Source organism: Streptomyces verrucosisporus (assembly GCF_017114865.1).
Taxonomy (GTDB): Bacteria; Actinomycetota; Actinomycetes; order Streptomycetales; family Streptomycetaceae; genus Streptomyces; species Streptomyces fenghuangensis.
The window spans coordinates 14106-36232 of sequence record NZ_JADEYH010000001.1; the positions used below are offsets into that span (position 1 = coordinate 14106).

The 22127-nt window shown below is 72.3% G+C and carries 22 protein-coding genes and 2 tRNA genes; 12 read left to right on the forward strand and 12 right to left on the reverse strand.

Features of this window, described 5'->3' with window-relative positions; all coding sequences use genetic code 11:
* Positions 1-42: 42 nt before the first annotated feature.
* The 4 genes from IQ279_RS00055 to IQ279_RS00070 all read right to left on the reverse strand — a co-directional run bounded on the left by IQ279_RS00055 (position 43) and on the right by IQ279_RS00070 (position 2343).
* Entirely contained in the window at positions 43-1302 is a 1260-nt protein-coding gene (locus tag IQ279_RS00055) for a cation:proton antiporter (RefSeq protein ID WP_206346168.1), read from the reverse strand.
* A 2-nt stretch (positions 1303-1304) separates the two neighbouring features.
* Entirely contained in the window at positions 1305-1772 is a 468-nt protein-coding gene (locus tag IQ279_RS00060; protein WP_372445047.1) for a cation:proton antiporter regulatory subunit, read from the reverse strand.
* A gap of 211 nt (positions 1773-1983) precedes the next feature.
* Positions 1984-2057: transfer RNA gene (locus IQ279_RS00065), tRNA-Ile, on the reverse strand.
* A gap of 213 nt (positions 2058-2270) precedes the next feature.
* Positions 2271-2343 (reverse strand) — tRNA-Asn (locus IQ279_RS00070).
* 202 nt (positions 2344-2545) lie between these two features.
* On the opposite strand from IQ279_RS00070, the gene IQ279_RS00075 reads away from it, so the two are divergent.
* On the forward strand, positions 2546-2857 hold the full coding sequence (locus tag IQ279_RS00075) for a YtxH domain-containing protein (RefSeq protein WP_093849012.1): 312 nt from the start codon (positions 2546-2548) through the stop codon (positions 2855-2857).
* Between the two features lie 56 nt (positions 2858-2913).
* Here IQ279_RS00075 and ligD read toward each other — a convergent pair whose 3' ends face one another.
* A complete protein-coding gene (gene ligD / locus IQ279_RS00080; protein WP_206346170.1) occupies positions 2914-3807 on the reverse strand; it encodes a non-homologous end-joining DNA ligase in 894 nt (297 codons plus the stop codon).
* A gap of 190 nt (positions 3808-3997) precedes the next feature.
* Between ligD and IQ279_RS00085 the strand changes: the two genes are divergently transcribed.
* From IQ279_RS00085 to IQ279_RS00095, 4 genes are all read left to right on the forward strand, one after another.
* Positions 3998-4777, forward strand: a complete 780-nt coding sequence (locus IQ279_RS00085; protein WP_206346171.1) for an IclR family transcriptional regulator — start codon at positions 3998-4000, stop codon at positions 4775-4777.
* A gap of 73 nt (positions 4778-4850) precedes the next feature.
* A complete protein-coding gene (locus IQ279_RS00090) occupies positions 4851-5717 on the forward strand; it encodes an SMP-30/gluconolactonase/LRE family protein (protein WP_206346172.1) in 867 nt (288 codons plus the stop codon).
* Between the two features lie 62 nt (positions 5718-5779).
* The gene (locus IQ279_RS28915; RefSeq protein ID WP_443742646.1) at positions 5780-6154 is read left to right on the forward strand and encodes an SCO2400 family protein; all 375 of its coding nucleotides are present in this window, start codon (positions 5780-5782) and stop codon (positions 6152-6154) included.
* Positions 6145-6375: a hypothetical protein gene (locus IQ279_RS00095; RefSeq protein WP_206346173.1), complete on the forward strand. Its 231-nt coding sequence runs from the start codon at positions 6145-6147 to the stop codon at positions 6373-6375. Before IQ279_RS28915 ends, IQ279_RS00095 begins: the two co-directional genes overlap by 10 nt.
* Before the next feature lie 174 nt (positions 6376-6549).
* On the opposite strand, the gene IQ279_RS00100 is transcribed toward IQ279_RS00095, so the two are convergent.
* On the reverse strand, positions 6550-7029 hold the full coding sequence (locus tag IQ279_RS00100; RefSeq protein ID WP_206346174.1) for a MarR family winged helix-turn-helix transcriptional regulator: 480 nt from the start codon (positions 7027-7029) through the stop codon (positions 6550-6552).
* A gap of 85 nt (positions 7030-7114) precedes the next feature.
* Between IQ279_RS00100 and IQ279_RS00105 the strand changes: the two genes are divergently transcribed.
* The 7 genes from IQ279_RS00105 to arfA all read left to right on the forward strand — a co-directional run bounded on the left by IQ279_RS00105 (position 7115) and on the right by arfA (position 14706).
* Positions 7115-8131 (forward strand): NADP-dependent oxidoreductase, encoded by a 1017-nt coding sequence (locus tag IQ279_RS00105; protein ID WP_241027370.1) that lies wholly within the window; start codon positions 7115-7117, stop codon positions 8129-8131.
* A gap of 147 nt (positions 8132-8278) precedes the next feature.
* Positions 8279-8707, forward strand: coding sequence for an organic hydroperoxide resistance protein (locus tag IQ279_RS00110; RefSeq protein ID WP_206346176.1), 429 nt, complete (start codon positions 8279-8281; stop codon positions 8705-8707).
* A gap of 138 nt (positions 8708-8845) precedes the next feature.
* Positions 8846-10075, forward strand: coding sequence for an extracellular solute-binding protein (locus IQ279_RS00115; RefSeq protein WP_206346177.1), 1230 nt, complete (start codon positions 8846-8848; stop codon positions 10073-10075).
* Positions 10072-11031: a carbohydrate ABC transporter permease gene (locus IQ279_RS00120; RefSeq protein ID WP_206346178.1), complete on the forward strand. Its 960-nt coding sequence runs from the start codon at positions 10072-10074 to the stop codon at positions 11029-11031. Before IQ279_RS00115 ends, IQ279_RS00120 begins: the two co-directional genes overlap by 4 nt.
* 17 nt (positions 11032-11048) lie before the next feature.
* Positions 11049-11984, forward strand: coding sequence for a carbohydrate ABC transporter permease (locus IQ279_RS00125; protein WP_206346620.1), 936 nt, complete (start codon positions 11049-11051; stop codon positions 11982-11984).
* 128 nt (positions 11985-12112) lie between these two features.
* Positions 12113-13138: an arabinan endo-1,5-alpha-L-arabinosidase gene (locus IQ279_RS00130; protein ID WP_372445048.1), complete on the forward strand. Its 1026-nt coding sequence runs from the start codon at positions 12113-12115 to the stop codon at positions 13136-13138.
* 59 nt (positions 13139-13197) lie between these two features.
* Positions 13198-14706 (forward strand): arabinosylfuranosidase ArfA, encoded by a 1509-nt coding sequence (gene arfA / locus IQ279_RS00135; protein WP_206346179.1) that lies wholly within the window; start codon positions 13198-13200, stop codon positions 14704-14706.
* A 21-nt stretch (positions 14707-14727) separates the two neighbouring features.
* Here arfA and IQ279_RS00140 read toward each other — a convergent pair whose 3' ends face one another.
* The 6 genes from IQ279_RS00140 to IQ279_RS00165 form a co-directional block, all read right to left on the reverse strand.
* Positions 14728-15909 carry an aldose epimerase family protein gene (locus tag IQ279_RS00140; RefSeq protein WP_206346180.1) on the reverse strand — a complete coding sequence of 394 codons (1182 nt, stop codon included), beginning with the start codon at positions 15907-15909 and terminating at the stop codon, positions 14728-14730.
* Positions 15906-17168 carry a multiple monosaccharide ABC transporter permease gene (mmsB, locus tag IQ279_RS00145; protein WP_206346181.1) on the reverse strand — a complete coding sequence of 421 codons (1263 nt, stop codon included), beginning with the start codon at positions 17166-17168 and terminating at the stop codon, positions 15906-15908. Before mmsB ends, IQ279_RS00140 begins: the two co-directional genes overlap by 4 nt.
* Positions 17165-18730, reverse strand: coding sequence for a multiple monosaccharide ABC transporter ATP-binding protein (gene mmsA / locus IQ279_RS00150; protein WP_206346182.1), 1566 nt, complete (start codon positions 18728-18730; stop codon positions 17165-17167). The genes mmsB and mmsA overlap by 4 nt, the downstream gene beginning before the upstream one ends.
* Before the next feature lie 28 nt (positions 18731-18758).
* The gene (gene chvE / locus IQ279_RS00155) at positions 18759-19910 is read right to left on the reverse strand and encodes a multiple monosaccharide ABC transporter substrate-binding protein (protein WP_206346183.1); all 1152 of its coding nucleotides are present in this window, start codon (positions 19908-19910) and stop codon (positions 18759-18761) included.
* Positions 19911-19915: 5 nt separating this feature from the next.
* Positions 19916-20944 carry a hypothetical protein gene (locus IQ279_RS00160; RefSeq protein WP_206346184.1) on the reverse strand — a complete coding sequence of 343 codons (1029 nt, stop codon included), beginning with the start codon at positions 20942-20944 and terminating at the stop codon, positions 19916-19918.
* Positions 20945-21045: 101 nt separating this feature from the next.
* On the reverse strand, positions 21046-22101 hold the full coding sequence (locus IQ279_RS00165) for a zinc-dependent alcohol dehydrogenase (protein WP_206346185.1): 1056 nt from the start codon (positions 22099-22101) through the stop codon (positions 21046-21048).
* Between the last annotated feature and the right edge of the window lie 26 nt (positions 22102-22127).

Consider the following 22127-nt stretch of genomic DNA (forward strand, 5'->3'; position numbering starts at 1 on the left):
GGGAGATGATGCCTCACCGGCCGCGGGCGTCCCCTTCCGGCCCTACGGCTGGGTGGGGGAGTCCGCGCGGGCCGCGGTGTCGGAAGCGGCCCCGGGCCCCTCCCGCGTCCCGGCCGGCGGCTGCACCGACGGGCCGGGGGAGACCGGCACCAGCCGGGGCATCAGGGCTCTGACGGCGGGCTCCGTCCAGCGGGCGGCCAGCGGGCCGATTATCACCATCAGCAGCACGTACGCGGTGGCCAGCGGACGGATCTCGGTGGCGACCCCGGCCGCCAGGCCGGCGATGACGATGGAGAACTCGCCGCGCGCCACCAGGGCCCCGCCCGCCCGCAGCCGGCCCCTGGGGCTGATGCCGGCGCGCTGCGCCGCGTACCAGCCGGTGGCGACCTTGGTCACCACCGTCACCACGGCCAGGATCAGCGCCGGGACGATCACCGGCGGGATGTTGCCCGGGTCGGTGGACAGACCGAAGAAGACGAAGAACACCGCCGCGAACAGATCCCGCAGTGGGGCGAACAGCCGGTGGGCGCTCTCGGCGACCTCACCGGACAGGGCGATGCCGACGAGGAACGCGCCGACGGCCGCCGAGACGTGCAGCTGCTGGGCGATGCCGGCGATCAGGACGGTCAGGCCGAGCACCACCAGCAGCAGCAGCTCGGGATTGTCGGAGGAGACGGCCTTGCTGATCAGCCGGCCGTGGCGCAGCGCGACGTAGAGGACCAGTCCGACCGTGCCCAGGGCGACGATCAGGCTGACGCTGCCGCCCATCAGGCCGACCCCGGCCAGCAGGGTGGTCAGGATCGGCAGGTACACCGCCATAGCCAGGTCCTCCATGACCAGGACGCCGAGGACGACGGGTGTCTCGCGGTTGCCGAGCCGGCCCAGGTCGGTGAGGACCTTGGCGATGACGCCGGAGGAGGAGATCCAGGTGACGCCGGCCAGTGCCACGGCGGCCACCGGCCCCCAGCCCATGACCAGTGCGGCGACGGCCCCCGGCGTGGCGTTGAGGACGAAGTCCACCACGCCCGAGGGGTACTGCGTCTTGAGGTTGTCCACCAGCTCGGAGGCGCTGTACTCCAGGCCCAGCAGGAGCAGCAGCAGGATCACACCGATCTCGGCGCCGATGGCGACGAACTCCTCGCTGGAGCTGAGCTCGAAGATGCCGCCGTGGCCGAAGGCGAGACCGGCCAGCAGGTAGAGCGGGATGGCGGACAGGCCGATCCGCCCGGCGAACCGCCCGATGATCCCCAGACCGAGGATGATGGCGCCCAGCTCGATGAGCAGCATGGTGGTGTCGTGCATACTCAGCCCCCCGTGATGATCTGGGCGAGTTCCTCGACGCCCTGGCGGGTGCCCACGACCACGAGGACGTCCCCCGCCTCCAGCCTGAAGTCCGGCCCCGGGGCCGGGTGCGGCGCGGTGCGCCGCAGGACCGCGACGATGGACGCCCCGGTGCGGGTACGGGCGCGGGTGTCGCCCAGCGGCCGCCCCCGGTACGGGGACTTGGCGGTCACCGGGATCCGCTCGGTGGCCAGGTCCAGCTCCCCGACGGCCAGGTCCGGCGCCTCGGGTTCGGGGGCGATCAGCGCGGCCAGGGAGGCGGCCTCGTCGGATTCGAGCTGGAAGGACGCCTGGCAGGTGTCGGGGTCCTCGGGGTCGTAGAAGCCCAGGAATCGCCGGCCGTCCTGGTGGACGACGACGGACAGGTGCCGCCCGGAGCGGGTGGTGACGTCGTACTGGGTGCCGACGCCCGGAAGCGGTGTGCGTTTCATCGGCAAGGCTCTCCCCCCGTAGGACGGATCGGGCGGCCCCGGGACGTGCGGCGCCGCCGGAAGAGCCCGTTCGTGTGGAATCGGGGCCAAGTTTCGCACAGGGGGTCTTACGGCAGCCGGACGCCGCTGCGTATCCGCTGCTCAGGAGAGCGACCGCGGGCCGGAGCCGGCTCCCGGGCGAAGACGCTCCGCGCCCCGGAAGGAGTGAGAGTGGGGCGGGTGGGACTCGAACCCACGGCCGACGGATTATGAGTCCGCTGCTCTAACCGGCTGAGCTACCGCCCCGGGACGGCGCGCCACGCACATCTGTGCGCGCCGTCTGCCGCAGCATAGCCGCTCATACGATCTCCCGCCCGTGCCGGGGTGAGGCGAGGGTGGTGAGGCCCGTCACCGCGGCCGAAGGCCGGTCGCCGGAACGGAGCAGGCCTCCCGGTGGCGGCCCGGCAGGGCCGCCTGGGCACATGAAGAAGGGCCCCTCGCGGGGCCCTTCTCGTCCTGCTCCCCCGACTGGACTCGAACCAGTAACCTGCCGGTTAACAGCCGGCTGCTCTGCCAATTGAGCTACAGGGGACTGCTGCTCGGAGGTGCCTATTCCGGTTTCCCGGGGGCGTTCCCCGCTGGCGAGGAATACAGTAGCGCATGCCGGGGGGTGCTCTGAAATCGGTATTCGCGGCGCGCCTCGGGGTACCCGGTGGAACGTCCGCCGCAGACCGACAGGGCGCACACCCGCGCGGCCGGGGTGCGCCGGGAGAGACCTGAGAAAGGGTGGAGCCATGCGCTACCGGCTCACGTTCGTCGTAGGAGTTGCCGTCGGATACGTGTTCGGCACGCGGGCCGGGCGGGAGAAGTACGAGCAGCTGCGCGAGAGGGCCCGGAAGTTCGCCGAGAACCCCGCGGTGCGCAACGCCTACGAGTCCGCCGCGCACAACGGGCGGGAGATGGCCGGCAAGGCGCTGAACACGGTCTCCGACCGGATGGGCGACCGTGTGCCGGGACCGGTGTCCGACAGGGTCCGCATGCTGCGCGGCCGCCGTGTCGAGCAGCGCACGCCGTTCGACGACGGCTGGGGCACCGGCAACGCCTGAGGACACCTGAGAACGCCTGAGGGGTCAGCTCCCGGGGCGCGTCCGGCGGCTCCGCGTCAGGAGCCGTCCGGCAGCCGCCCCGCGCGTGAGGGGTCCAGGAGGGGAGCGAGCGGATCGCCGTGCCTCTCCAGCCGGGGGGCCAGATCGCCGGCCGTGAAGACGAGGTCGCCGGGCTGTTCGCAGCCGGCGACCTCGTCCCATGTCACCGGGGTGGAGACGGTCGGCCTCGGCCGTGCGCGCAGGGTGTACGGGGCGGCGGTGGTCCGCGTCCACAGGTTCTGGCCGTGGTCGATGAAGACGCGTCCCTCACGCAGCCGCCGGGGCACCTGGTCCACGACGAGGTCCGGCAGGGCCTCGGCCGCCTCGTGGGCCAGCCGCCCGGCGTAGCCGGCCACGGCCTCGGAGTCGGCGGGCCGCAGCGGGGCGAGCACGTGCAGTCCCTTGGAACCGGAGGTCTTGGCGTACGAGGGCAGACCGTCGCGCTCCAGCAGGTCGCGCAGCCGGCGGGCGACCGCGCAGCACTGGACGATCGTCGCCGGGGCGCCCGGGTCGAGGTCGAACACCAGCCGGTCGGCCATCCCCTCGTGGGGAAGCCGCCACTGGGGCGTGTGCAGTTCCAGCGCGGAGAGGTTGGCCGCCCACAGCAGGGTCGGCAGGTCCTGGACGACGACCTGGCGGTCGGTCTTCCCACCGACGCGGTGGACCTCGCGCACCGTCACCCACTCCGGTGTGCCGGGCGGTACGTGCTTGGCCATGAACGACTCGGCCTCCACACCGCGGGGGGCGCGGACGAAGGACACCGGGCGGTCGCGCAGATGGGGCAGGAGCACCTCGGCGACGGAGGTGTAGTAGTCCACGACATCGCCCTTGGTGAAGCCCGAGGCGGGGTAGAGGACCCTGTCCAGACTGGTCAGCTCGATCGTGCGGCCTTCCACGACGGTGCTCGTCATGGGGATGCGGGTTCCACGGGCGGCGCCGTCCATGCGGGGCGTGGGCCGGGTGCCGGGGGAGGAGGGGGCGTTGCGGGGTGCTTCGGGCTGCGGCTAGCCTGTGTTCGTGATTCCGGTCATTCTTCGGAATCTCGAACGACTGCGGGTGCCGGCGAGCCCGGAGCCCTCAGGGGAGAAGGGGAGGGCTGCCATGGGGCGCCTCGTGCCGGCCGTGACCAGGGCGCTCGACATCCTGGAACTCTTCCTCGACGGGGACGGGATCCTGTCGGCGCCGGAGATCACACGGAGACTGGGCCTGCCCCGCACCACCGTCCACGAGCTGGTGACCACCCTGGCCGCGCGCTCGTATCTGGTACCCGTGCCCGGGCAGCCCGGACGTTACCGGCTCGGGGTGCGCACCTACCAGCTCGGGAGCCGCTATGCCGAGCAGCTCGACCTGGCCGCCGAAGGGCAGCAGGTGGCCCGGAGCGTCGCCGAGACCTGCGACGAGACCGTGCACGTGGCCATTCTGGAGGGCGCGGACGTCATCTACATCGCCAAGGTGGACAGCACCCACGCGGTCCGCATGGTTTCCGCCGCCGGCCGGCGCCTGCCCGCGCACTGCACCTCGGTGGGGAAGATGCTGCTGGCCTCGCTGCCCCCGGACGAGCTGGACGCGCGCCTTCCCGGCCCCGGCGACGAGCCGCTGCGGGCCATGACGGAGAACTCCATCACCTCGCCGCAGGAGCTGCGCGAGGCGCTGGCCGAGATCCGCGGGCGCGGCGTCGCCGTCGAACGGCGCGAGTCCAATCCCGATGTGAGCTGTGTGGCCGCGCCCGTCCGGGACGGCACGGGGAAGGTGGTCGCGGCGCTCAGCATCTCGGTGCCCATGATCCGGTGGAGCGAGGAGCGGCGCGCCGAGCTGGAGAACCTGGCGGTCGAGGGTGCGGCCGAGCTGTCGGTGCGACTGGGGCACCGCGGCGCGGCGTAGCCGGGCCGGCAGGGGCGGGCGGACGGTGGGCGGCCCGCGAGGAGAGCCGACGAGAAGAGAGGGGCGGGACGGCATGGCCGGATCGGGGAAGACGGCGCGGCTCGAGGTCGCGGTGCGACAGGGGGCGCTGCTGGGCGAGGGGCCCACCTGGGACGCGGAGCGCGAGCGCCTGGTGTGGGTGGACATCCTCGCGAGCCGGGTGCACACCTACGCCCCGGCCGACGGCCGCCGCACGGTGCTGGCGACCGAGCAGCACGTGGGCGCGGCCAAGCCGCGGGCAGGCGGCGGCCTGGTGGTCAACCTCCGCGACGGGGTGGGCCTGTACGACGGGGACGGCTCGTTCTCCTGGCTGCGCCGCGAGCCCGTCGCGGGCCGCCGGGGCAACGACGCCGCCGTCGCCCCCGACGGCGCGCTGTGGGCGGGCACGATGGCGTACGACGAGCGCCCGGGCGGGGGCACGCTCAGCCGCGTCGCCCCGGACGGATCGGCCGTCACGGTCCTGACGGACGTGAGCATCAGCAACGGTACGGGCTGGAGCCCGGACGGCAGGCTGATGTACTACATCGACACCCCCACCCGCCGGATCGACGTCTTCGACACCGACGGCCCCGAGGTGCTGGGCCGCCGGGCGCTGGCACGGATCGAGGAGGGCGCGGGCTTCCCCGACGGTCTGACGGTGGACGCGGAAGGCTGCGTCTGGGTCGCCCTGTGGGGAGGGGGCGCGGTCCGGCGCTACACCCCCGACGGCAGGCTGGACCGGACGGTCGCCGTCCCGGCCTCCAACACCACCTCGTGCGCCTTCGGCGGGCCGGGTCTGAGGGACCTCTACATCACCACGGCCCGGACGGGTACCGACCCCGGCGCGGAGCCGCTGGCCGGTTCGCTGATGGTGCTGCCGGACGCGGGGCAGGGGCTGGCGCAGCCGGCTTTCGCGGGCTGACACCGGATCTTCACACGGAGTGCTTTCTTCTCTTCCGGTGAGCCTCGTACCCTGCGGACTCCATGACCTACTGCGTCACATGCCGTCGGCATCTCAACGGCGCCCTCTCCTGCCCGGGTTGCGGCACACCCAGCCACGGCCTGGCGCCGGTGGACCCCTCGGCCGGGGCCTTCGCCGATCCGTACGGCCAGGGGTCCGGCCCGCACGGTGGCGGTGACGCGTACGGCGGATACACCGCCGACTACGGCGACGCGTACGGAGCGGAGGCGTACGGCGGGCGCGGTGATCGCGTTGGGCCCGGCGCGCACGGAGAACAGGACGGCGGCCCGGACGGCGGGCCGGCGAGGGCCGGGCGGCGGCGCGCGCGGCCGCCCGGCGCGGCCGCCGGGCACGCTCGCGGGCGGGGCGGTGGCGCCGTACCACCGTCGTGGGCCTGATACTCGGCGCCGGGATCGCCACCCTCGGCGTCGCGGAGTTCACCACCGAGGGAGTGCTGAAGGAGCTGCCCATGCCGGGCGTCTCCCCGGACGGCGGCGGGGACGAGCTCGACGACGGCGCCAACGGCGAGAAGGAGGCCGGATCCCTCCGCCTCCGCCGAGCCCTCGACCACCGCGGTCGAGAGCGGCGGCATCACCACGAGTCCCGAGCCCACCGCTGAGCCCACCCAGACCCCCGAGCCGCCCCAGGAGACGCGGCCCGCCGATCCGCCGCCGCCTCCGGCCGAGCCGGAACCCGAGCCGGAGCCGACGCCCACCTGCGAGCGCTTCCTGTGGTGGTGCACCTAGAGCGGGGCCCTTCGTCTCGTCCGGCCCCGTTCCCGGCCCTGTGCCGCTCAGTCCGCGGGAGTGTCCGAGGGGGTGGCCGGGGGGCCGTCGCCGTATCCGTCGCCCAGCATGCGCCTGAGGAGGTCGCGCAGGAGGGCGCGTTCGGCCGGCGTCAGGTCGGCCAGGGGCTCACTGGCGAAGTCCATAGACGCACGCAGCCGTTCGGCCGTCTCGTGGCCCGACTCGGTGGCGGCGGCGAGCTTGACGCGGCGGTCGGCCGGGTCGGGGCGCCGCTCCACCAGGCCGCGCGACTCCAGCCGGTCGACGATGCCCGTGACGTTGGACGGCTCGCACTTCAGCCGCCGGGCTATCTCCCGCATGGGCAGGCACTGGTGGTGGAGCAGGGCGAGCAGCCGCGCCTGCGCTCCGGTCAGGGAGTGCCTGGCGGCGGCCTCGTCGTACTCCTGGTGGAAGCGGACGACGACGGAGCCGATCAGTTCGACGACCTCGAGGGTGAGGGGGTCGACGGGGGCGGGACGGGAGGCCATGGCCCCAGGGTACCGATTTGCTTGACAACATGAAACATCGAGGGGATGGTTGTTTCACAGTCTGAAGTACATGGAGGCGTTTCTCATGACGTTGCCCGCCACCGGACGTGAGTGGCATCTGACCGCCCGCCCGCAGGGATGGCCGGAGCCGGAGGGGTTCGCGCTGCGCGAGGCCCCCGTGCGGGCTCCCCGGGCCGGCCAGATCCTGGTGCGCAACCTCCACCTCTCGGTCGACCCCTACATGCGCGGCAGGATGGACGACGTCAGGTCCTACGTCCCGCCGTTCGAGCTGGACCGGCCGATGGACGGTGGCGCGGTGGGTGTCGTCGTCGCCTCCGAGGCCGAGGGGTTCGCCCCGGGCGACCATGTGCTGCACGGCCTGGGCTGGCGCGAGTACGCCACGCTGGACGCGAGGCACGCGGCGAAGGTCTCCGCCGGACTGGCCCCGCTGACGACCTATCTCGGGGTGCTGGGGATGCCAGGGCTGACCGCCTACGCCGGGCTGCTGGAGGTGGCCTCCTTCAAGGAGGGCGACGCCGTCTTCGTCTCGGGTGCGGCGGGCGCGGTCGGCAGCCAGGTCGGCCAGATCGCCCGGCTCAAGGGGGCCTCCCGCGTTGTCGGCAGCGCCGGCTCGGACGAGAAGGTCGCCCTCCTCACCGGGGAGTACGGTTTCGACGCCGCCTTCAACTACAGGAACGGCCCGGTGGCGCGGCAGCTGAAGGAGGCCGCGCCCGACGGTATCGACGTCTACTTCGACAACGTCGGCGGTGAGCATCTGGAGGCTGCGATCGGCTCGCTCAGGACGCACGGCCGTGTCACGGTCTGCGGAATGATCGCCCAGTACAACGCCACCGAGCCGCCCGCCGCCCCGCGCAACCTCGCGATGGTCATCGGCAAGCGGCTGAGGATCCAGGGCATGCTCGTGGGCGACCACTCGGACCTGCGGCCGCGGTTCGTCGAGGAGGTCTCCGCCTGGATCCGCTCCGGGGAGCTGAAGTACCACGAGACGGTCGTCCACGGCATCGAGAACGCGGTGGACGCCTTCCTCGGCATGCTCCGCGGCCAGAACGTCGGGAAGATGGTCGTCAGTCTGGACGGCTGACGCCCCGTCGAAGGAGCCGGGACGCCCCTGAGGCCGCGCGTCCCGGCCGTACCCCCCTTCCCGTTGCCCCGCCGGAGGCAGAGCGCCGAGCACCGGCCGCAGAAGGCTTCGACGCAGTCCGATGCAGACCGACACAGGAGGATCCGTATGCCCGTCCAGCCCGACGACGTTCTCTACACCGCCGTCGCCACCGCCGAGAACGGCCGCGACGGCCGGGTCGCCACCGACGACGGCAGGCTCGACGTCGTCGTCAATCCGCCCAGGGAGCTGGGTGGGAGCGGTGACGGCACCAACCCCGAGCAGCTCTTCGCCGCCGGTTTCAGCGCCTGCTTCCAGAGCGCGCTCGGCGTCGTCGCCCGCCGGGAGAAGGCGGATGTCTCCGGATCGACCGTGACCGCGCGGGTCGGCCTTGGCAAGGCGGAGGACGGCGGCTTCGGCCTCAGGGTCGAGCTCACCGCCTCCATACCGGGCCTGGACCGGGAGGCGGCTCTCCAGCTGGTGAAGAAGGCCCATCAGGTGTGCCCGTACTCGCGGGCCACCGAGGGGAACATCGAGGTCGTCCTCGAAGTCGTCTGAGGCGCGGTCGGGCGCGTCGCCCGGTGGGCCGCGAAGCGCTCGCGGCACGCCCGGTGTACGCGCGGAGAAGGCCGCCCCGGCGCCGCCGGGGCGGCCACCGGGGCCACGGGCACCGCGGGGTGCGCCGCTCCCACCGCCGTGGGTGCGGACCGCACCCGGCTGCGCTTCTGGCACCTCTACGGCGGCGGCGACGGCGTCAACATGCAGACGATGCTGGACGCCTACCGCGCCGCGCACCCCGAGATCGCCCTCCAGGCGTCCACGCTCCAGTGGGGCGCCCCGTACTACACCAAGCTCGGCATGGCGGGAGCCGGCGGCCGGGCCCCCGAGGTCGCCGCCCTGCACCTGGCGCGACTGCCCGGCTTCGGCCCCGGCCGGCTGCTCGACCCCTTCGACCTCGATCTGCTGGCCGAACACGGGCTCGACCGGAAGGACTTCCCCGCCGGTCTGTGGCGGCGCGGCCGGATCGACGGCGCGCAGTACGCCGTCCCGCTCGACACCCACCCGATGGTCCTCTACTACAACACCGACATCTGCGGGAAGGCCGGACTGCTCGAAGCGGACGGGAAACTGAAACCGGTCCGCGGGACGGAGGAGTTCACCGCCGCGCTGCGTGCCGCCGGAAAGGTGACCGGCAGGCCCGCACTGGCCGTCGAGACCCTCGGCGCCGGCACCGTCGGGCCCTGGCGGCTGTTCTCCACCCTCTACTCCCAGACCGGCGGCACCCTGCTGGACGAGAGAGCCACCCGCATCACCATCGACGACGGCAAAGCCCTGACGGCGCTGCGCTTCATGCGGCGGCTCACCGAGGAGGGCCTGGCCCACCGCCGCCTCGACTACAACGGCACGGTCGGCGTCTTCGGCGGCGGGGAGACCGCCTTCCTCCTGGGCGGCGAATGGGAGGTCAGCACCTTCGCCAACCTGGGTCTGCCCTTCTCCATGACCCGGGTGCCGAACCTGTTCGGGCACCCCACAGCCCAGGCCGACTCCCACTGCTTCGTCCTCCCGCACCAGCGCGACCGCGGCGGCGAGAGCGACGAGGCGGCCCACGCCTTCGTCGCCTGGATGCTGAAGAACACCGTCGAGTGGGCCAAGGGCGGCCACGTCCCCGCCTATCTGCCCACCCTGGAGAAGCCCGGCTACCTCGAACTGGAGCCCCAGTCGGAGTACCGGTCGGTGATCGAAGACGTCGTTCTGGACCCGCCCGCCTGGTTCGCGGGATCGGCGTCGTCCATGTGGATCGAACTCGGCGCGGTCCTCTCCGGGGTGCTCACCGGCTCCCGCACCCCGCAGGGCGCCCTCGACGAGGCCAGGGCCCGGCTCCAGGCGCTGCTCGACACCCCCGACCCGCTCGGAGGCGACGCATGACCGCGACCGCGCCCACCACCCCGGTGCCACCGGGCCGGGCGGCCTCCCGCACCGGGGCCGGCCCCCTGTCGGCGGGCCGCCGCTGGACCGAGCACGGCCTGGTCTTCACCGCGCCCTTCCTGCTGCTGTACGCGCTCTTCCTGGTCTGGCCGGTGCTGCTGGGCCTGAAGATGAGCCTGGGCGACGACAACATCGCCGGCACCGACAGCGAGTTCACCGGCCTGGACAACTACGCCGAGGCCCTGCGGGACCCCGAGGTGTGGTCGTCGCTGTGGAACACGGTGTGGTTCACCCTGCTGTCCACCGTGCCCCTGGTCGTCACGGGCCTCGTCCTCGCCCTGCTCGCGCACCACCTGCGGGTGGTCCGGTGGCTGTGGCGGCTGAGCTGGTTCGCGCCGTTCCTGCTGCCGTCGGGCGTCGTCGGACTGCTGTGGCTGTGGATGATCTACCCGTCCGACTTCGGCCTGGCCGACCTGCTGCTGAACTCCCTCGGTCTCGATCCCGGGATCGGCTGGCTGACCGACACCCGCTACGCGATGCTCTCGATCGTCCTGACCACGGTGTGGTGGACGGTCGGCTTCAACTTCCTGCTCTACCTCGCCGCCCTCCAGGCCACCCCCCGGCATCTGTACGAGGCCGCCGAGCTGGACGGCGCCGGCGCCTGGCGGCGGCTGGTCCACATCACCCTGCCGATGCTCGGCCGTACCACGGCAGTGGTGGTCGTCCTCCAGCTCCTCGCCTCGCTGAAGATCTTCGACCAGGTCTACATCATGACCGGCGGCGGCCCCGACGAGAGCACCCGCCCGATCCTGCAGTACGTCTACGAAGCCGGCTTCACCGGCTACCGGATCGGCTACGCCTCGGCCGTCTCCTACGTCTTCTTCGCCCTGATCGTGATCGTCTCGCTGATCCATCTGCGGATCACCCGCCGCTTCCGTGAGGAGACCGCCAAGTGAGCGCGACCGCGAAGGCCGTGAACCCGGCCGCATCTTCCGCCGGCCCCGGCGCGGAGCCGTCCGCGCCGCCCCCGGCCCCGCCCGCCGGACGCGCCGGATCCGCCGGCCCCGGCGAGGCCGGCCGGCGGCCGCGCTGGACTCCGGGCCGCGTCGCGCTGCTGGCCGCCGCCCTTCTCCTGGCGGCGCTGTGGGTGCTGCCGCTGGCCTGGGCGGTGGCCACCTCGCTCAAGCCCGAGAACGAGACGACGCGCACCTCGCTGGAGTGGATCGGCTCGCGGATCACCTTCGACGCCTACGAGAAGGTGTGGGCATCCGGGGACCTGGCGCGGTGGATGCTCAACTCGGCCTACATCTCGGTCGTGACGACCGCGCTGACCGTCGCGGCCTGCGCCATGGCCGTCTACGGCTTCTCACGCACCGCCTTCCGCGGCCGGAAGGCGCTCTACGGGCTCGTGCTGGCAGGGATCATGGTGCCGCCGCAGGTGCTCATCGCCCCGCTCTTCGCCGAGATGGTCTCCCTCGGACTGGTCGACACCTACTGGGGCGTGATCCTGCCCCAGGTCGCCGTCCCCGCCATGGTGTTCATCCTGGTGAAGTTCTTCGAGGGGGTGCCGAGGGAACTGGAGGAGGCCGCCCACGTCGACGGCGCCGGGCGCTGGCGGGTGTTCTGGACGGTCGTGCTGCCTCTGTCGCGGCCGGTCCTGGCCGCCGTCGCCATCTTCACCTTCCTCCAGACCTGGAACAACTTCCTGTGGCCGTTCCTGGTGACCACCGACCCGAACGCGATGACGCTGCCGGTCGGCCTGGTCAACGTCCAGTCCACCTACGGCGCCCGCTACGCCCAGGTGATGGCCTCGCTGGTGATCGCCGGGCTGCCGCTGCTGCTGGTCTTCGCCTTCTTCCAGCGGCAGATCGTGCGAGGCGTCGCCCACACGGGGCTGGCCGGCCAGTGACGGAAGGCCCTCCCCTCCCCTCCCGTCCCGTCCCGTTCCGCCCCGCCCCGACCCGCAGGAGAGAAGGAGAGGAGGTCCCAAGAAGCCGTGAACCCCGGCCGGTTGCCGAGAACTCCCGAAGGAGTCCGATGAACAGTCGCACCTCCCCCCACAGCGCGTCCCCCCGCATGTCCCTCCGCCTGCCCGCCCGCCGGCCCCTGCCCGCCCTGGCCGCCGCCCTGCTGGGCGCGCTCATGGCCCTCGTCCCCGGCAGCGCCTCCGCCTGTCCGGGGCCCGGCCGGGTGACCGGCGACATCTCCGTCCACGACCCGTCGATGGTCCGACTCGACGACGGCCGCTACATCCTCTACCCCACCCACAACGGCCCCCAGGCGCGCGTTTCCACCGACCGCGTCCACTTCACCCACGCCGGGGCGGCCTTCCCCAGCCCGCCCTCCTGGTGGGGCCGGTACTCGCCCGAGCGCAGCCCCTGGGCGCCGGACGTCTCCAGGCAGGGCGGCCGGTACTGGCTGTACTACTCCCTGTCCACCTTCGGCTCCAGCCACTCCGCCATCGGCGTGGCCACCAGCCCCAGCGGGCTTCCCGGCACCTGGACCGACCACGGCCCGGTGTACGCCACCACCACGGGCTCGGACCACAACGCCATCGACCCCAACCTGTTCGTCGACGACGACGGCAAGTGGTGGATGACCTTCGGCTCCTGGTGGACGGGGATCAAGACGATCCGGCTCGACCCGTCCACCGGCAAGCAGCATCCCGGCGACCGCACCCTGTACTCCGTGGCCGCCCGCAACCCCACCAGCAACGGCATCGAGGGACCGACCCTGGTCAAGCGGGGCGGTCACTACTACCTGTTCACGTCCTTCGACAAGTGCTGCGCCGGCACCGACAGCACCTACAGCATCCGCGTCGGCCGCTCCACCAGCCCCACCGGACCGTTCCGGGACCGCAGCGGCAGGGACATGCGCGACAACGGCGGGACGGTCGTCCTGGAGACCCACGGCCGGGTAGTCGGCCCCGGCGGCCAGTCCGTCATGTCCGACGTCGACGGAGACCTGCTCGTCTACCACTACTACGACCGCGACAACAACGGCTCGCCCACCCTCGGCATCAACCTGATGCGCTGGGAAGGCGGCTGGCCGGTAGTTTACTGAAACCTTTCAACCCGGGGTGGGCCCACCGGGCCCCACCCCGTCCCCGACGGAAGGAACCCATGAGCACCGCCCATCCGGCCCGGTTCACCCTCGACCCCGCCTTCACCGTCGGAGAGGTCGACCCCCGGCTCTTCGGCTCCTTCGTGGAGCACCTCGGCCGCTGCGTCTACACGGGGGTCTTCGAGCCCGGGCACCCCCGTGCCGACGAGCAGGGCCTGCGCACCGACGTCCTGGAACTGGTCCGCGAACTGGGCGTGACCGCCATCCGCTACCCCGGCGGGAACTTCGTCTCCGGATACCGCTGGGAGGACGGCGTCGGGCCCGCCGAACAGCGCCCCCGCCGGCTGGACGCCGCCTGGCGGTCGGTGGAGAGCAACCGCTTCGGCCTCGCCGAGTACATCGACTTCGTCCGCAAGGCCGGCGGCGAGCCCATGATGGCCGTCAACCTCGGCACCCGCGGCGTGGCGGAGGCCCGCGAGCTGCTGGAGTACGCCAACCACCCCGGCGGCACCGCCCTGTCCGACCTGCGCGCCGCCCACGGCGACAAGGAGCCCTACGGCATCCGGCTGTGGTGCCTGGGCAACGAGATGGACGGCCCCTGGCAGACCGGCCACAAGACGGCTGCCGAGTACGGCCGGCTGGCCGCCGAGACCGCCCGCGCCATGCGCCGGCTCGACGATTCCCTCGAACTGGTCGCCTGCGGCAGCTCAAGTCAGGCGATGGACACCTTCGCCGCCTGGGAGGCCACCGTCCTGGCCGAGACCTACGACCTGGTGGACCACATCTCCCTGCACGCCTACTACGAGGAGACCGACGGCGACCGCGACTCCTTCCTGGCCTCCGCGGTGGACATGGAGTCCTTCATCGAGAACGTGGTGGCCACCTGCGACCACGTCGGGGCCCGGCTGAAGTCGCCCAAGCGCATCAGCCTCTCCTTCGACGAGTGGAACGTCTGGTACCAGCGCCGCTTCCAGGCCGAGCCGCCGCCCGACTGGGAGGAGGCCCCCCGGCTGCTGGAGGACAACTACACCGTCACCGACGCCGTCGTCTTCGGCTCCCTGCTCATCGCCCTGCTGCGCCACGCCGACCGGGTGGCCGTGGCCTGCCTGGCGCAGCTCGTCAACGTCATCGCCCCGATCATGACCGAGCCCGGCGGCCCGGCCTGGCGGCAGACCACCTTCTTCCCCTTCGCCCAGGCATCCCGCCACGGACGCGGGCGGGTGCTGGAGGTGCGGGTGCAGTCGCCCACGTACACCACGGCCAAGTACGGCGAGGTACCGCTGCTGCACGCCACCGCGGTGCGGGACGAGGCCACCGGCGCCGTCACCGTCTTCGCGGTCAACCGCGGCAGGCACGCCGCCATGCCGCTGGAGGTCGCCCTGCACGGGCTGGAACCGGAGCGGGTCGCCGAGCACAGCGTGCTGGCCGACGCCGATCCCGAGGCCCGCAACACCCTGGCCGGTCCCGAGAGGGTCGCTCCCCGCCGGGTGGAGGGCACGGAGCTGGCCGGCGGGGTGCTGCGCGCCACCCTGGAGCCGATGTCGTGGAACATGATCCGGATCGTGTGACGGGCCGACGGGCCGTCCGGTCTACTCGGCGGAGAAGGAGTGGACGGTGGTGGAACGGTAGGTGCGCCCCGGCCGCAGCACGGTGGTGGGGAATGACGGCTGGTTGGGGGAGTCGGGGAAGTGCTGGGTCTCCAGGCAGAAGCCGTCGCCCTGCCGGTAGACCCGCCCCGAGGTGCCCTCCAGGGTGCCGTCGAGGAAGTTGCCGCTGTAGAACTGCACGCCCGGCTCGGTGGTGGCGATCCGCATCACCCGGCCCGAGACCGGCTCGCGGACGGTGGCGAAGTGCTCGGGCCCGGCGGTGATGCCCTTGTCCAGCACCAGGTTGTGGTCGTAGCCCTGCCCGTACAGGATCTGCGGGTGCGCCTTGCGGATGTCCGTCCCGATCGGCTTGGCCCGCCGGAAGTCGAAGGGCGTGCCCGCCACCCGCTCCAGCTCGCCGGTGGGGATCAGCGTCTCGCCCACCGGCGTGTAACGGGAGGCCGCGAGCTCCAGCTCGTGATCCAGGACGCTGCCGGAGCCCTCTCCGGCGAGGTTGAAGTAGGTGTGGTTGGTGAGGTTGACGACGGTGGGCTTGTCGGTGGTGGCCTCGTAGTCGATGCGGAAGTCGCCGCGGTGGTCCAGCGCGTACTCCACCCGGACCTCCAGCCTTCCGGGGAAGCCCATCTCGCCGTCCTCGCTGGTGCGCGTCAGCACCAGCCCCGTCTCGCCGCGCCGGGTGAACGGCTTCACCGACCAGATCCGCTTGTCGAAGCCCCGGTCGCCGCCGTGCAGGGTGTTGTCGCCGTCGTTGCGCGGCAGCTCGTAGGCCTTGCCGTCCAGGCTGAAGCGGCCTTGTGCGATGCGGTTGCCGTAGCGGCCGATGAGCGCGCCGAAGTAGGGAGAGCGGGCCTCGTAGGAGGCCGGGTCGGAGAAGCCGAGCGAGATGTTGGCGGGCCGGCCGTGCCGGTCGGGCACCTCCAGGGACTGCACGATGCCCCCGTAGGACAGCACCCGCAGCCGGGTGCCCCCGCACGACAGGGTCCAGACATCCACCTCCGTGCCGTCCGCCAGTTCGCCGAAGCGGGCGCGGCGCGGCGCGGACGGCCGCCCGCCCGGCCCGCCCGGCTTCGCCTGTGCGGCCCCGGCGCCCGGTCCCGCGGTCGCCGTCGCTGCCAGACCGGCCGCGGCGGCCGCGCCGATCACACTGCGTCTGCTGGTGCTCACGAGCCCACCTTCCTCTTGTTCCAGACGTCGAATCCCACCGCCGCCAGCAGGACCAGGCCCTTGATGACCTGCTGGTAGTCGGTGCCGATACCCACCAGGGACATGCCGTTGTTGAGCACGCCGAGCACCAGGCCGCCGATGACGGCCCCGAGTACGGTACCCACACCGCCGCTCATCGAGGCTCCGCCGATGAACGCGGCGGCGATCGCCTCCAGCTCGAAGTTGATGCCGGCCTGCGGGGTGCCCGCGTTCAGCCGGGCGGCGTACACGCAGCCCGCCAGCGCCGCCAGCACGCCCATGTTGACGAAGACCCAGAACGTGACCCGCCTGTCCTTCACGCCCGACAGCCTGGCGGCGGCCCGGTTGCCGCCGAGGGCGTACACATGGCGGCCGACGACGGCGTTGCGCATCACGAAACCCAGCCCGATCAGGATGCCGCACATGATCAGCAGCACCACCGGGACGCCCCGGTGGCTGGCCAGGGTCAGGGTGAACGCCACCACCGCCGCCACGATCGCCACGCACTTGAGGACGAACAGGCTCAGCGGCAGCACCTCCAGCTCGTACTCCCGCTGCCGGCGCCGGCCGCGCCACTCCTGGAACAGCACCACCGCCACCACGACCACGCCGATGAGCACCGTCAGGTCGTGGTAGTTGTCCAGCGGACCGCCCTCGGGCAGGAAGCCCTGGCTGATGTTCTGGAAGCCGCGCGGGAAGGGCGCCAGCGACTGCCCCTCCAGCAGGATCTGGGTGCCGCCGCGGAACAGCAGCATTCCCGCCAGGGTCACGATGAACGACGGGATGCCCACATAGGCGATCCAGAAGCCCTGCCAGGCGCCGGCCGCCGCGCCGATCAGCAGCGAGCAGGCCAGCGCCGCCGGCCAGGAGAAGTCGTGGTGGACCATCAGCACGGCCGCCGCGGCCCCGACGAAGGCGGCCAGCGAGCCGACGGACAGATCGATGTGACCCGCGATGATCACGATCATCATGCCCATGGCCAGGATCAGGATGTAGCTGTTCTGCTGGACGATGTTGGAGACGTTGACGGGCTTGAGCAGATTGCCGTCGGTCCAGATCTGGAAAAGCACGACGATCAGCGCCAGCGCGACGAGCATCCCGTACTGCCGCATGTTGGCGCGCACGGTCCGCAGCAGTAGCGCCCCGGCACCGCTGCCGCCCCTACCGCCGCGGGCGCCCCCGGCCGGCCGGCCGGGCCCGCCCGCCGGTCCCTTGCGCGCGACACTCTCTTCGGTCGTCATCGATCGCCTCGGCTTCCGTCCCTCGTCATATGACGCATCAGCACTTCCTGGTCCGCCTCCTCGCGCGCCACCTCGCCGGTCAGCCGCCCGGCCGCCATGGTGTAGATCCGGTCGCACATCCCCAGCAGCTCCGGCAGCTCGGAGGAGATCAGCAGCACCGCCCTGCCCTGGGCGGCGAGGCGGTCGACGGCGGTGTAGATCTCGTACTTCGCCCCGACGTCGACGCCGCGCGTGGGCTCGTCGAGGATCAGCACCTCCGGATCGGCGTGCACCCACCTGCCGAGCACGACCTTCTGCTGATTGCCGCCGCTGAGCCGGCCGACCTGCTCGGAGACGGTCGGGGTCTTGATGTTCATCGAGTCGCGGTAGCCCTCGGCGACCCGCCGCTCCCGGTGCTCGTCCACCACCCCGGCCCGGGTCAGCTTCGGCAGCGAGGCCAGGGAGATGTTGCGGCTGACGGTGTCGATCAGGTTCAGTCCGTAGGTCTTGCGGTCCTCGGTGACGTACGCCAGGCCGCGGGCGACCGCCCCCGGCACGGTACGGGTGTCGGCCTCCCGCCCGTCGATCCGCACCGTGCCGCCCGCGTACAGGCCGTAGGAGCGTCCGAAGACGCTCATCGCCAGCTCGGTGCGGCCCGCGCCCATCAGGCCGGCGAGACCGACGATCTCGCCGCGCCGCACGTTCAGCGACACCCCGTCGACGACCTTGCGCCGGTGGTCGACGGGGTGGCGGACCGTCCAGCCGGAGATCTCCAGCGCCACCCGACCGGCGTCCGGCCCCCGGTAGCGGGTGCGCGGCGGGAAGCGGCTGTCCAGGTCGCGGCCGACCATGCCGCGGATGATCCGGTCCTCCGAGACCTCGGCGGGGGCGCCGGGGGAGGGGCGGACGGCGAGCGTCTCGACCGTCCGCCCGTCGCGCAGGACGGTGACGGTGTCCGCCACCTCGCGGATCTCGCCCAGCTTGTGGGAGATGAGGACGCAGGCGACGCCCTGGGAGCGCAGCTCCCCGATGAGACCCAGCAGTTTGGCGCTGTCCTCGTCGTTGAGGGCGGCGGTCGGCTCGTCCAGGATCAGCAGCCGCACCCTCTTGGCCAGTGCCTTGGCGATCTCCACCAGCTGCTGCTTGCCCACGCCGATGTCGGCGACGCGGGTGTGCGGGCTCTCGCGCAGCCCGACCCGCCGCATCAGCTCGGCGGCGCGGCGGACGGTCTCCCCCCAGCGCACGACACCGCGCAGGGCGTGCTCGTTGCCCAGGAAGATGTTCTCGGCGATGGACAGGTAGGGCACCAGCGCCAGTTCCTGGTGGATGATGACGATGCCGCGCCGCTCGCTGGCCCGGATGTCGCGGAAGGCGCACGGCTCGCCCTCGAAGAGGATCTCCCCCTCGTAGCTGCCGTGCGGATGGACGCCGCTGAGCACTTTCATCAGCGTCGACTTGCCGGCCCCGTTCTCCCCGCAGACCGCGTGGATCTCCTTCGGCCGGACGGTGAGATCGACCCCGGACAGCGCCCTGACCCCGGGGAAGGTCTTGGTGATCGAGCGCATCTCCAGAACGCTGCTCATGACTGCTCCTGGGGGAGTGGGGACCGGGCTACTTGAGCTGGTCGGCGGTGTAGTAGCCCTCGTCCACGAGCAGCTCGGTGTTGGACTCGTCGATGCTGACCGGCTCCAGCAGGTAGGCCGGGACGGTCTTGACGCCGTTGTCGTAGGACTCGGTGTCGTTGACCTCGGGCTTCTCGTCCTTCAGCACGGCGTCGGTCATCCGCACGGCCTGCTCGGCGAGCTTGCGGGTGTCCTTGAAGACGGTCTGGGTCTGCTGGCCGGCGATGATCGACTTGATGGACGCCAGCTCGGCGTCCTGGCCGGTGACGACGGGGTAGGGCTTGGCCTTCGTGCCGTAACCGGCGCTCTTGAGCGCGGAGATGACACCGATGGAGATGCCGTCGTAGGGGGAGAGGACCGCGTCCACGCGCTCGCTGCCGTAGTAGCGGCTGAGCAGGTCGTCCATGCGCTTCTGGGCGGTGCCGCCGTCCCAGCGCAGGGTGGTGACCTGGTTCATCTCGGTCTGGCCGCTGCGCACGACCAGCCGCTTGTCGTCGATGTGGGGCTTGAGGACACTCATCGCGCCCCTGAAGAAGAAGCCGGTGTTGTTGTCGTCTGGCGACCCGGCGAACAGCTCCAGGTTGGACTTCTCGTCCGCGCCCCCGCCGTCCTCCTCCAGCTTCAGGGCGTCGACGATGTAGCGGGCCTGGAGCTCGCCGACCTTGAAGTTGTCGAAGGTGGCGTAGTAGTCGACGCTCCCGGTGCCGCGGATGAGGCGGTCGTAGGCGATGACGGGGATGCCGGCCTCCTCGGCCCGGCCGAGGACGTTGGTGAGCGAGGAGCCGTCGATGGCGGCGATCACCAGGGCCTTGTGTCCTTTGGAGATCATGTTCTCGATCTGCGCGACCTGGTTCTCCACCTTGTCGTCGCCGTACTGCAGATCGGCCTCGTAACCGGCGGCCTCGAACCGCTCCACCATGTTCTCGCCGTCGGCTATCCACCGTTCGGAGGACTTGGTGGGCATGGCGATGCCGATGGTGCCTCCCTCGGCGCCGCCGCCGTTCCCGCCGCCGTCGGAGTTCTGGCCGCAGGCGGTGAGGGACAGGGCGAGGGCGGCGCAGGCGCCGACGACGGCTGTGAGGCTGCGGGTGCGGGTGCGGGTGCGGGTGCGGGTACGGGTGCGGCGGCTGTGGTCGTGCATGGCGGTCAGTTCCCTTCGGACGTGGCGGCGTCGGCGGATGTTCCTGGTTCTGCGGATGTCCCGGTTTCGTCGGGGAAGCGGTTGAGGGGGCCGGGCAGACGGGAGCCGGGCGGGGACATCCCCTCCCCGGCGCCGAGGCGGGCCAGCAGGTCCAGGGCGAGCCTGCCGCGGCGGACCCGCTCGCGGGCGGTGTCCAGGGTCGCGTCGCGCAGGTGCGCGCCGTAGGGGTAGATGGCGGGGGCCTTGCTGAGCCCGAACTTGAGGTAGACCGGTGCCCCGCGCCGGATCAGCTCGGCGGCGTCGTACATCCGCACATAGCCGCCGAGGTCGTCGGGGGCCTCCAGGTAGAAGTCCATCGGGGCGCGGCTGACCCGGCGGATCTCGGTCAGGTGCTCCAGGGTCAGGTCGGAGGGCACGTTGACCGAGTCGGCGCCCAGCCGCTCGAAGACGGCGTACGAGGCCGGGTTCACCGGGCCGATCAGCGCAGACACCTTGAGGGTGGTGTCGGCCGGCAGGACGCCGCGCGTCCGCATCCGGTGCAGTGTGTACAGCACGCCCTCGTCGGCCACCAGCAGGCAGCGCACACCGAGTTCGGTGGCGCGTACGGCGTCCTCGACGCATCCGGCGAGCGCGTCGTGGCCGCGGGCGCGCAGCCCCGCGCCGCCGGAGGGCGTACGGGTGCCGGCGCCGGCGTCCCAGGTGCCGCGCGGCCCGGTGAACAGGCACAGCTCCACGTTCCGTTCGGCGCAGGCGCCGGCCATCTCGGAGATCTCGGCGTCGGTGAGCATCCACACGCCGCTGCCCTGGCTGATGCGGTGGACGGGGACGTCCAGGGCCTCGGCCTCCTTCAGCACGGTGGCCAGCGCCTCCGGCCCCTCGACGGAGGGGATCTCGGTGCGCCAGGTGCCGCCGTCGGGGAAGGAGTGCGGGGAGGAGTCGGAGGGGTCCCGGTCGGGGCAGGGGTGGCCGAGGGAGGCGAGGGCGGCCTCGCCGGGACGGCGGGGGCCGGAGGGTTTGATGGACGCGTCGGTCACGATGCTCCCTGGTTCGATCTGACTCGATCTCGTTCGGTATCTCGTACGTCGTTCGTGGTTGAAGGCGCGGGCCGGGGCCATGGGTGGCCGGGAAGGCGGGGTCAGGGCTTCAGCAGGACCTTGCCGACATCCGGGTCGCCGCCGCCGACCAGTGCGACGGCCGTGGCGAAGTCCTCCAGCGGCAGCTCGTGGGTGATCAGGGGCGCGGGTGCGAGCAGCCCCGCGCCGAAGGCCCGCACCGCATGGGCCCAGGCGGCCGGCGGGGCGCCGAAGACGGACCGGACGGTGAGCTGGCTGACGGACAGATGGACGGGATCGATGCCCCGTGCGCCCGGCCCGGGCAGTCCGGTCAGCACCACCCGCCCGCCGCGCCGGGCCAGCAGGCAGGAGTCGTGGGCGGTGGTGGGCGCGCCGGCGGTCTCCACCACCAGGTCGTAGCGGCCGCGCAGACCGGCGGTCTCGGGCGGTGCGCACACCCCGGTGGCGCCCATGGGCAGCGCCTGCCCGGCGCGTTCGGTGCGGGGGTCGACGACCAGAAGCTCGGCGGGGGAGACGGCGGCCAGCAACTGCACGGCCAGCAGGCCGAGCGTGCCCGCCCCGACCACGGCGATCCGCTCGCCGGAGCGCGGCCCGCCGGCGAGCACCGCCGCCGCCACCACGGCGGCGGGCTCCAGCAGGGCGGCCGAACGCAGGTCGGCGCGGTCGTCGAGGACGTGCAGCAGCCGGGCGGGCAGGACGAGGAAGTCTGCGAAGGCGCCGGGCCGGGTGAAGCCGGTCTCGTCGTAGCCGCCGGTGCACAGGCTGGTGGCACCCTCGCGGCAGCGGTCGCAGACCAGGCAGGCGCGGAACCCCTCGCCCACCACCTTCCGCCCCACCAGCGCCGGGTCGGCGCCGGGCCCGACCGCCTCCACCGTGCCGGACCACTCGTGGCCGGGCACGACGGGGTAGCGGACGTAGCCCTCGGCACGGGTGCCCGCGTACACCTCGCGGTCGCTGGCGCAGACGCCCGCCGCGTACACGGCCACCCGCACCTCGCCCGGACCGGGCTCGCCGCGGGGCGCCTCCACCAGCCGGTGGCCGCCGGGCCGCTCCACGAGGACGGCGCGTCCGCCGGCGCGGACGCCGTCCGGCGCCGGGGTGTGCGCGGGTGTGTTCACCACCGGTTCCTCCCCACGGCGTGCGG

Coding starts and splice junctions, on each gene's coding strand:
- mmsA (WP_206346182.1), bottom strand. CDS start 18,730: ATGAGCAGCGTTCTGGAGATGCGCTCGATCACCAAGACCTTCCCCGGG.
- IQ279_RS00075 (WP_093849012.1), top strand. CDS start 2,546: ATGCGCTACCGGCTCACGTTCGTCGTAGGAGTTGCCGTCGGATACGTG.
- chvE (WP_206346183.1), bottom strand. CDS start 19,910: ATGCACGACCACAGCCGCCGCACCCGTACCCGCACCCGCACCCGCACC.
- IQ279_RS00130 (WP_372445048.1), top strand. CDS start 12,113: ATGAACAGTCGCACCTCCCCCCACAGCGCGTCCCCCCGCATGTCCCTC.
- IQ279_RS00110 (WP_206346176.1), top strand. CDS start 8,279: ATGCCCGTCCAGCCCGACGACGTTCTCTACACCGCCGTCGCCACCGCC.
- IQ279_RS00085 (WP_206346171.1), top strand. CDS start 3,998: ATGGGGCGCCTCGTGCCGGCCGTGACCAGGGCGCTCGACATCCTGGAA.
- IQ279_RS00105 (WP_241027370.1), top strand. CDS start 7,115: ATGACGTTGCCCGCCACCGGACGTGAGTGGCATCTGACCGCCCGCCCG.
- arfA (WP_206346179.1), top strand. CDS start 13,198: ATGAGCACCGCCCATCCGGCCCGGTTCACCCTCGACCCCGCCTTCACC.
- IQ279_RS00100 (WP_206346174.1), bottom strand. CDS start 7,029: ATGGCCTCCCGTCCCGCCCCCGTCGACCCCCTCACCCTCGAGGTCGTC.
- IQ279_RS00055 (WP_206346168.1), bottom strand. CDS start 1,302: ATGCACGACACCACCATGCTGCTCATCGAGCTGGGCGCCATCATCCTC.
- IQ279_RS28915 (WP_443742646.1), top strand. CDS start 5,780: ATGACCTACTGCGTCACATGCCGTCGGCATCTCAACGGCGCCCTCTCC.
- IQ279_RS00120 (WP_206346178.1), top strand. CDS start 10,072: ATGACCGCGACCGCGCCCACCACCCCGGTGCCACCGGGCCGGGCGGCC.
- IQ279_RS00060 (WP_372445047.1), bottom strand. CDS start 1,772: ATGAAACGCACACCGCTTCCGGGCGTCGGCACCCAGTACGACGTCACC.
- IQ279_RS00090 (WP_206346172.1), top strand. CDS start 4,851: ATGGCCGGATCGGGGAAGACGGCGCGGCTCGAGGTCGCGGTGCGACAG.
- mmsB (WP_206346181.1), bottom strand. CDS start 17,168: ATGACGACCGAAGAGAGTGTCGCGCGCAAGGGACCGGCGGGCGGGCCC.
- ligD (WP_206346170.1), bottom strand. CDS start 3,807: ATGACGAGCACCGTCGTGGAAGGCCGCACGATCGAGCTGACCAGTCTG.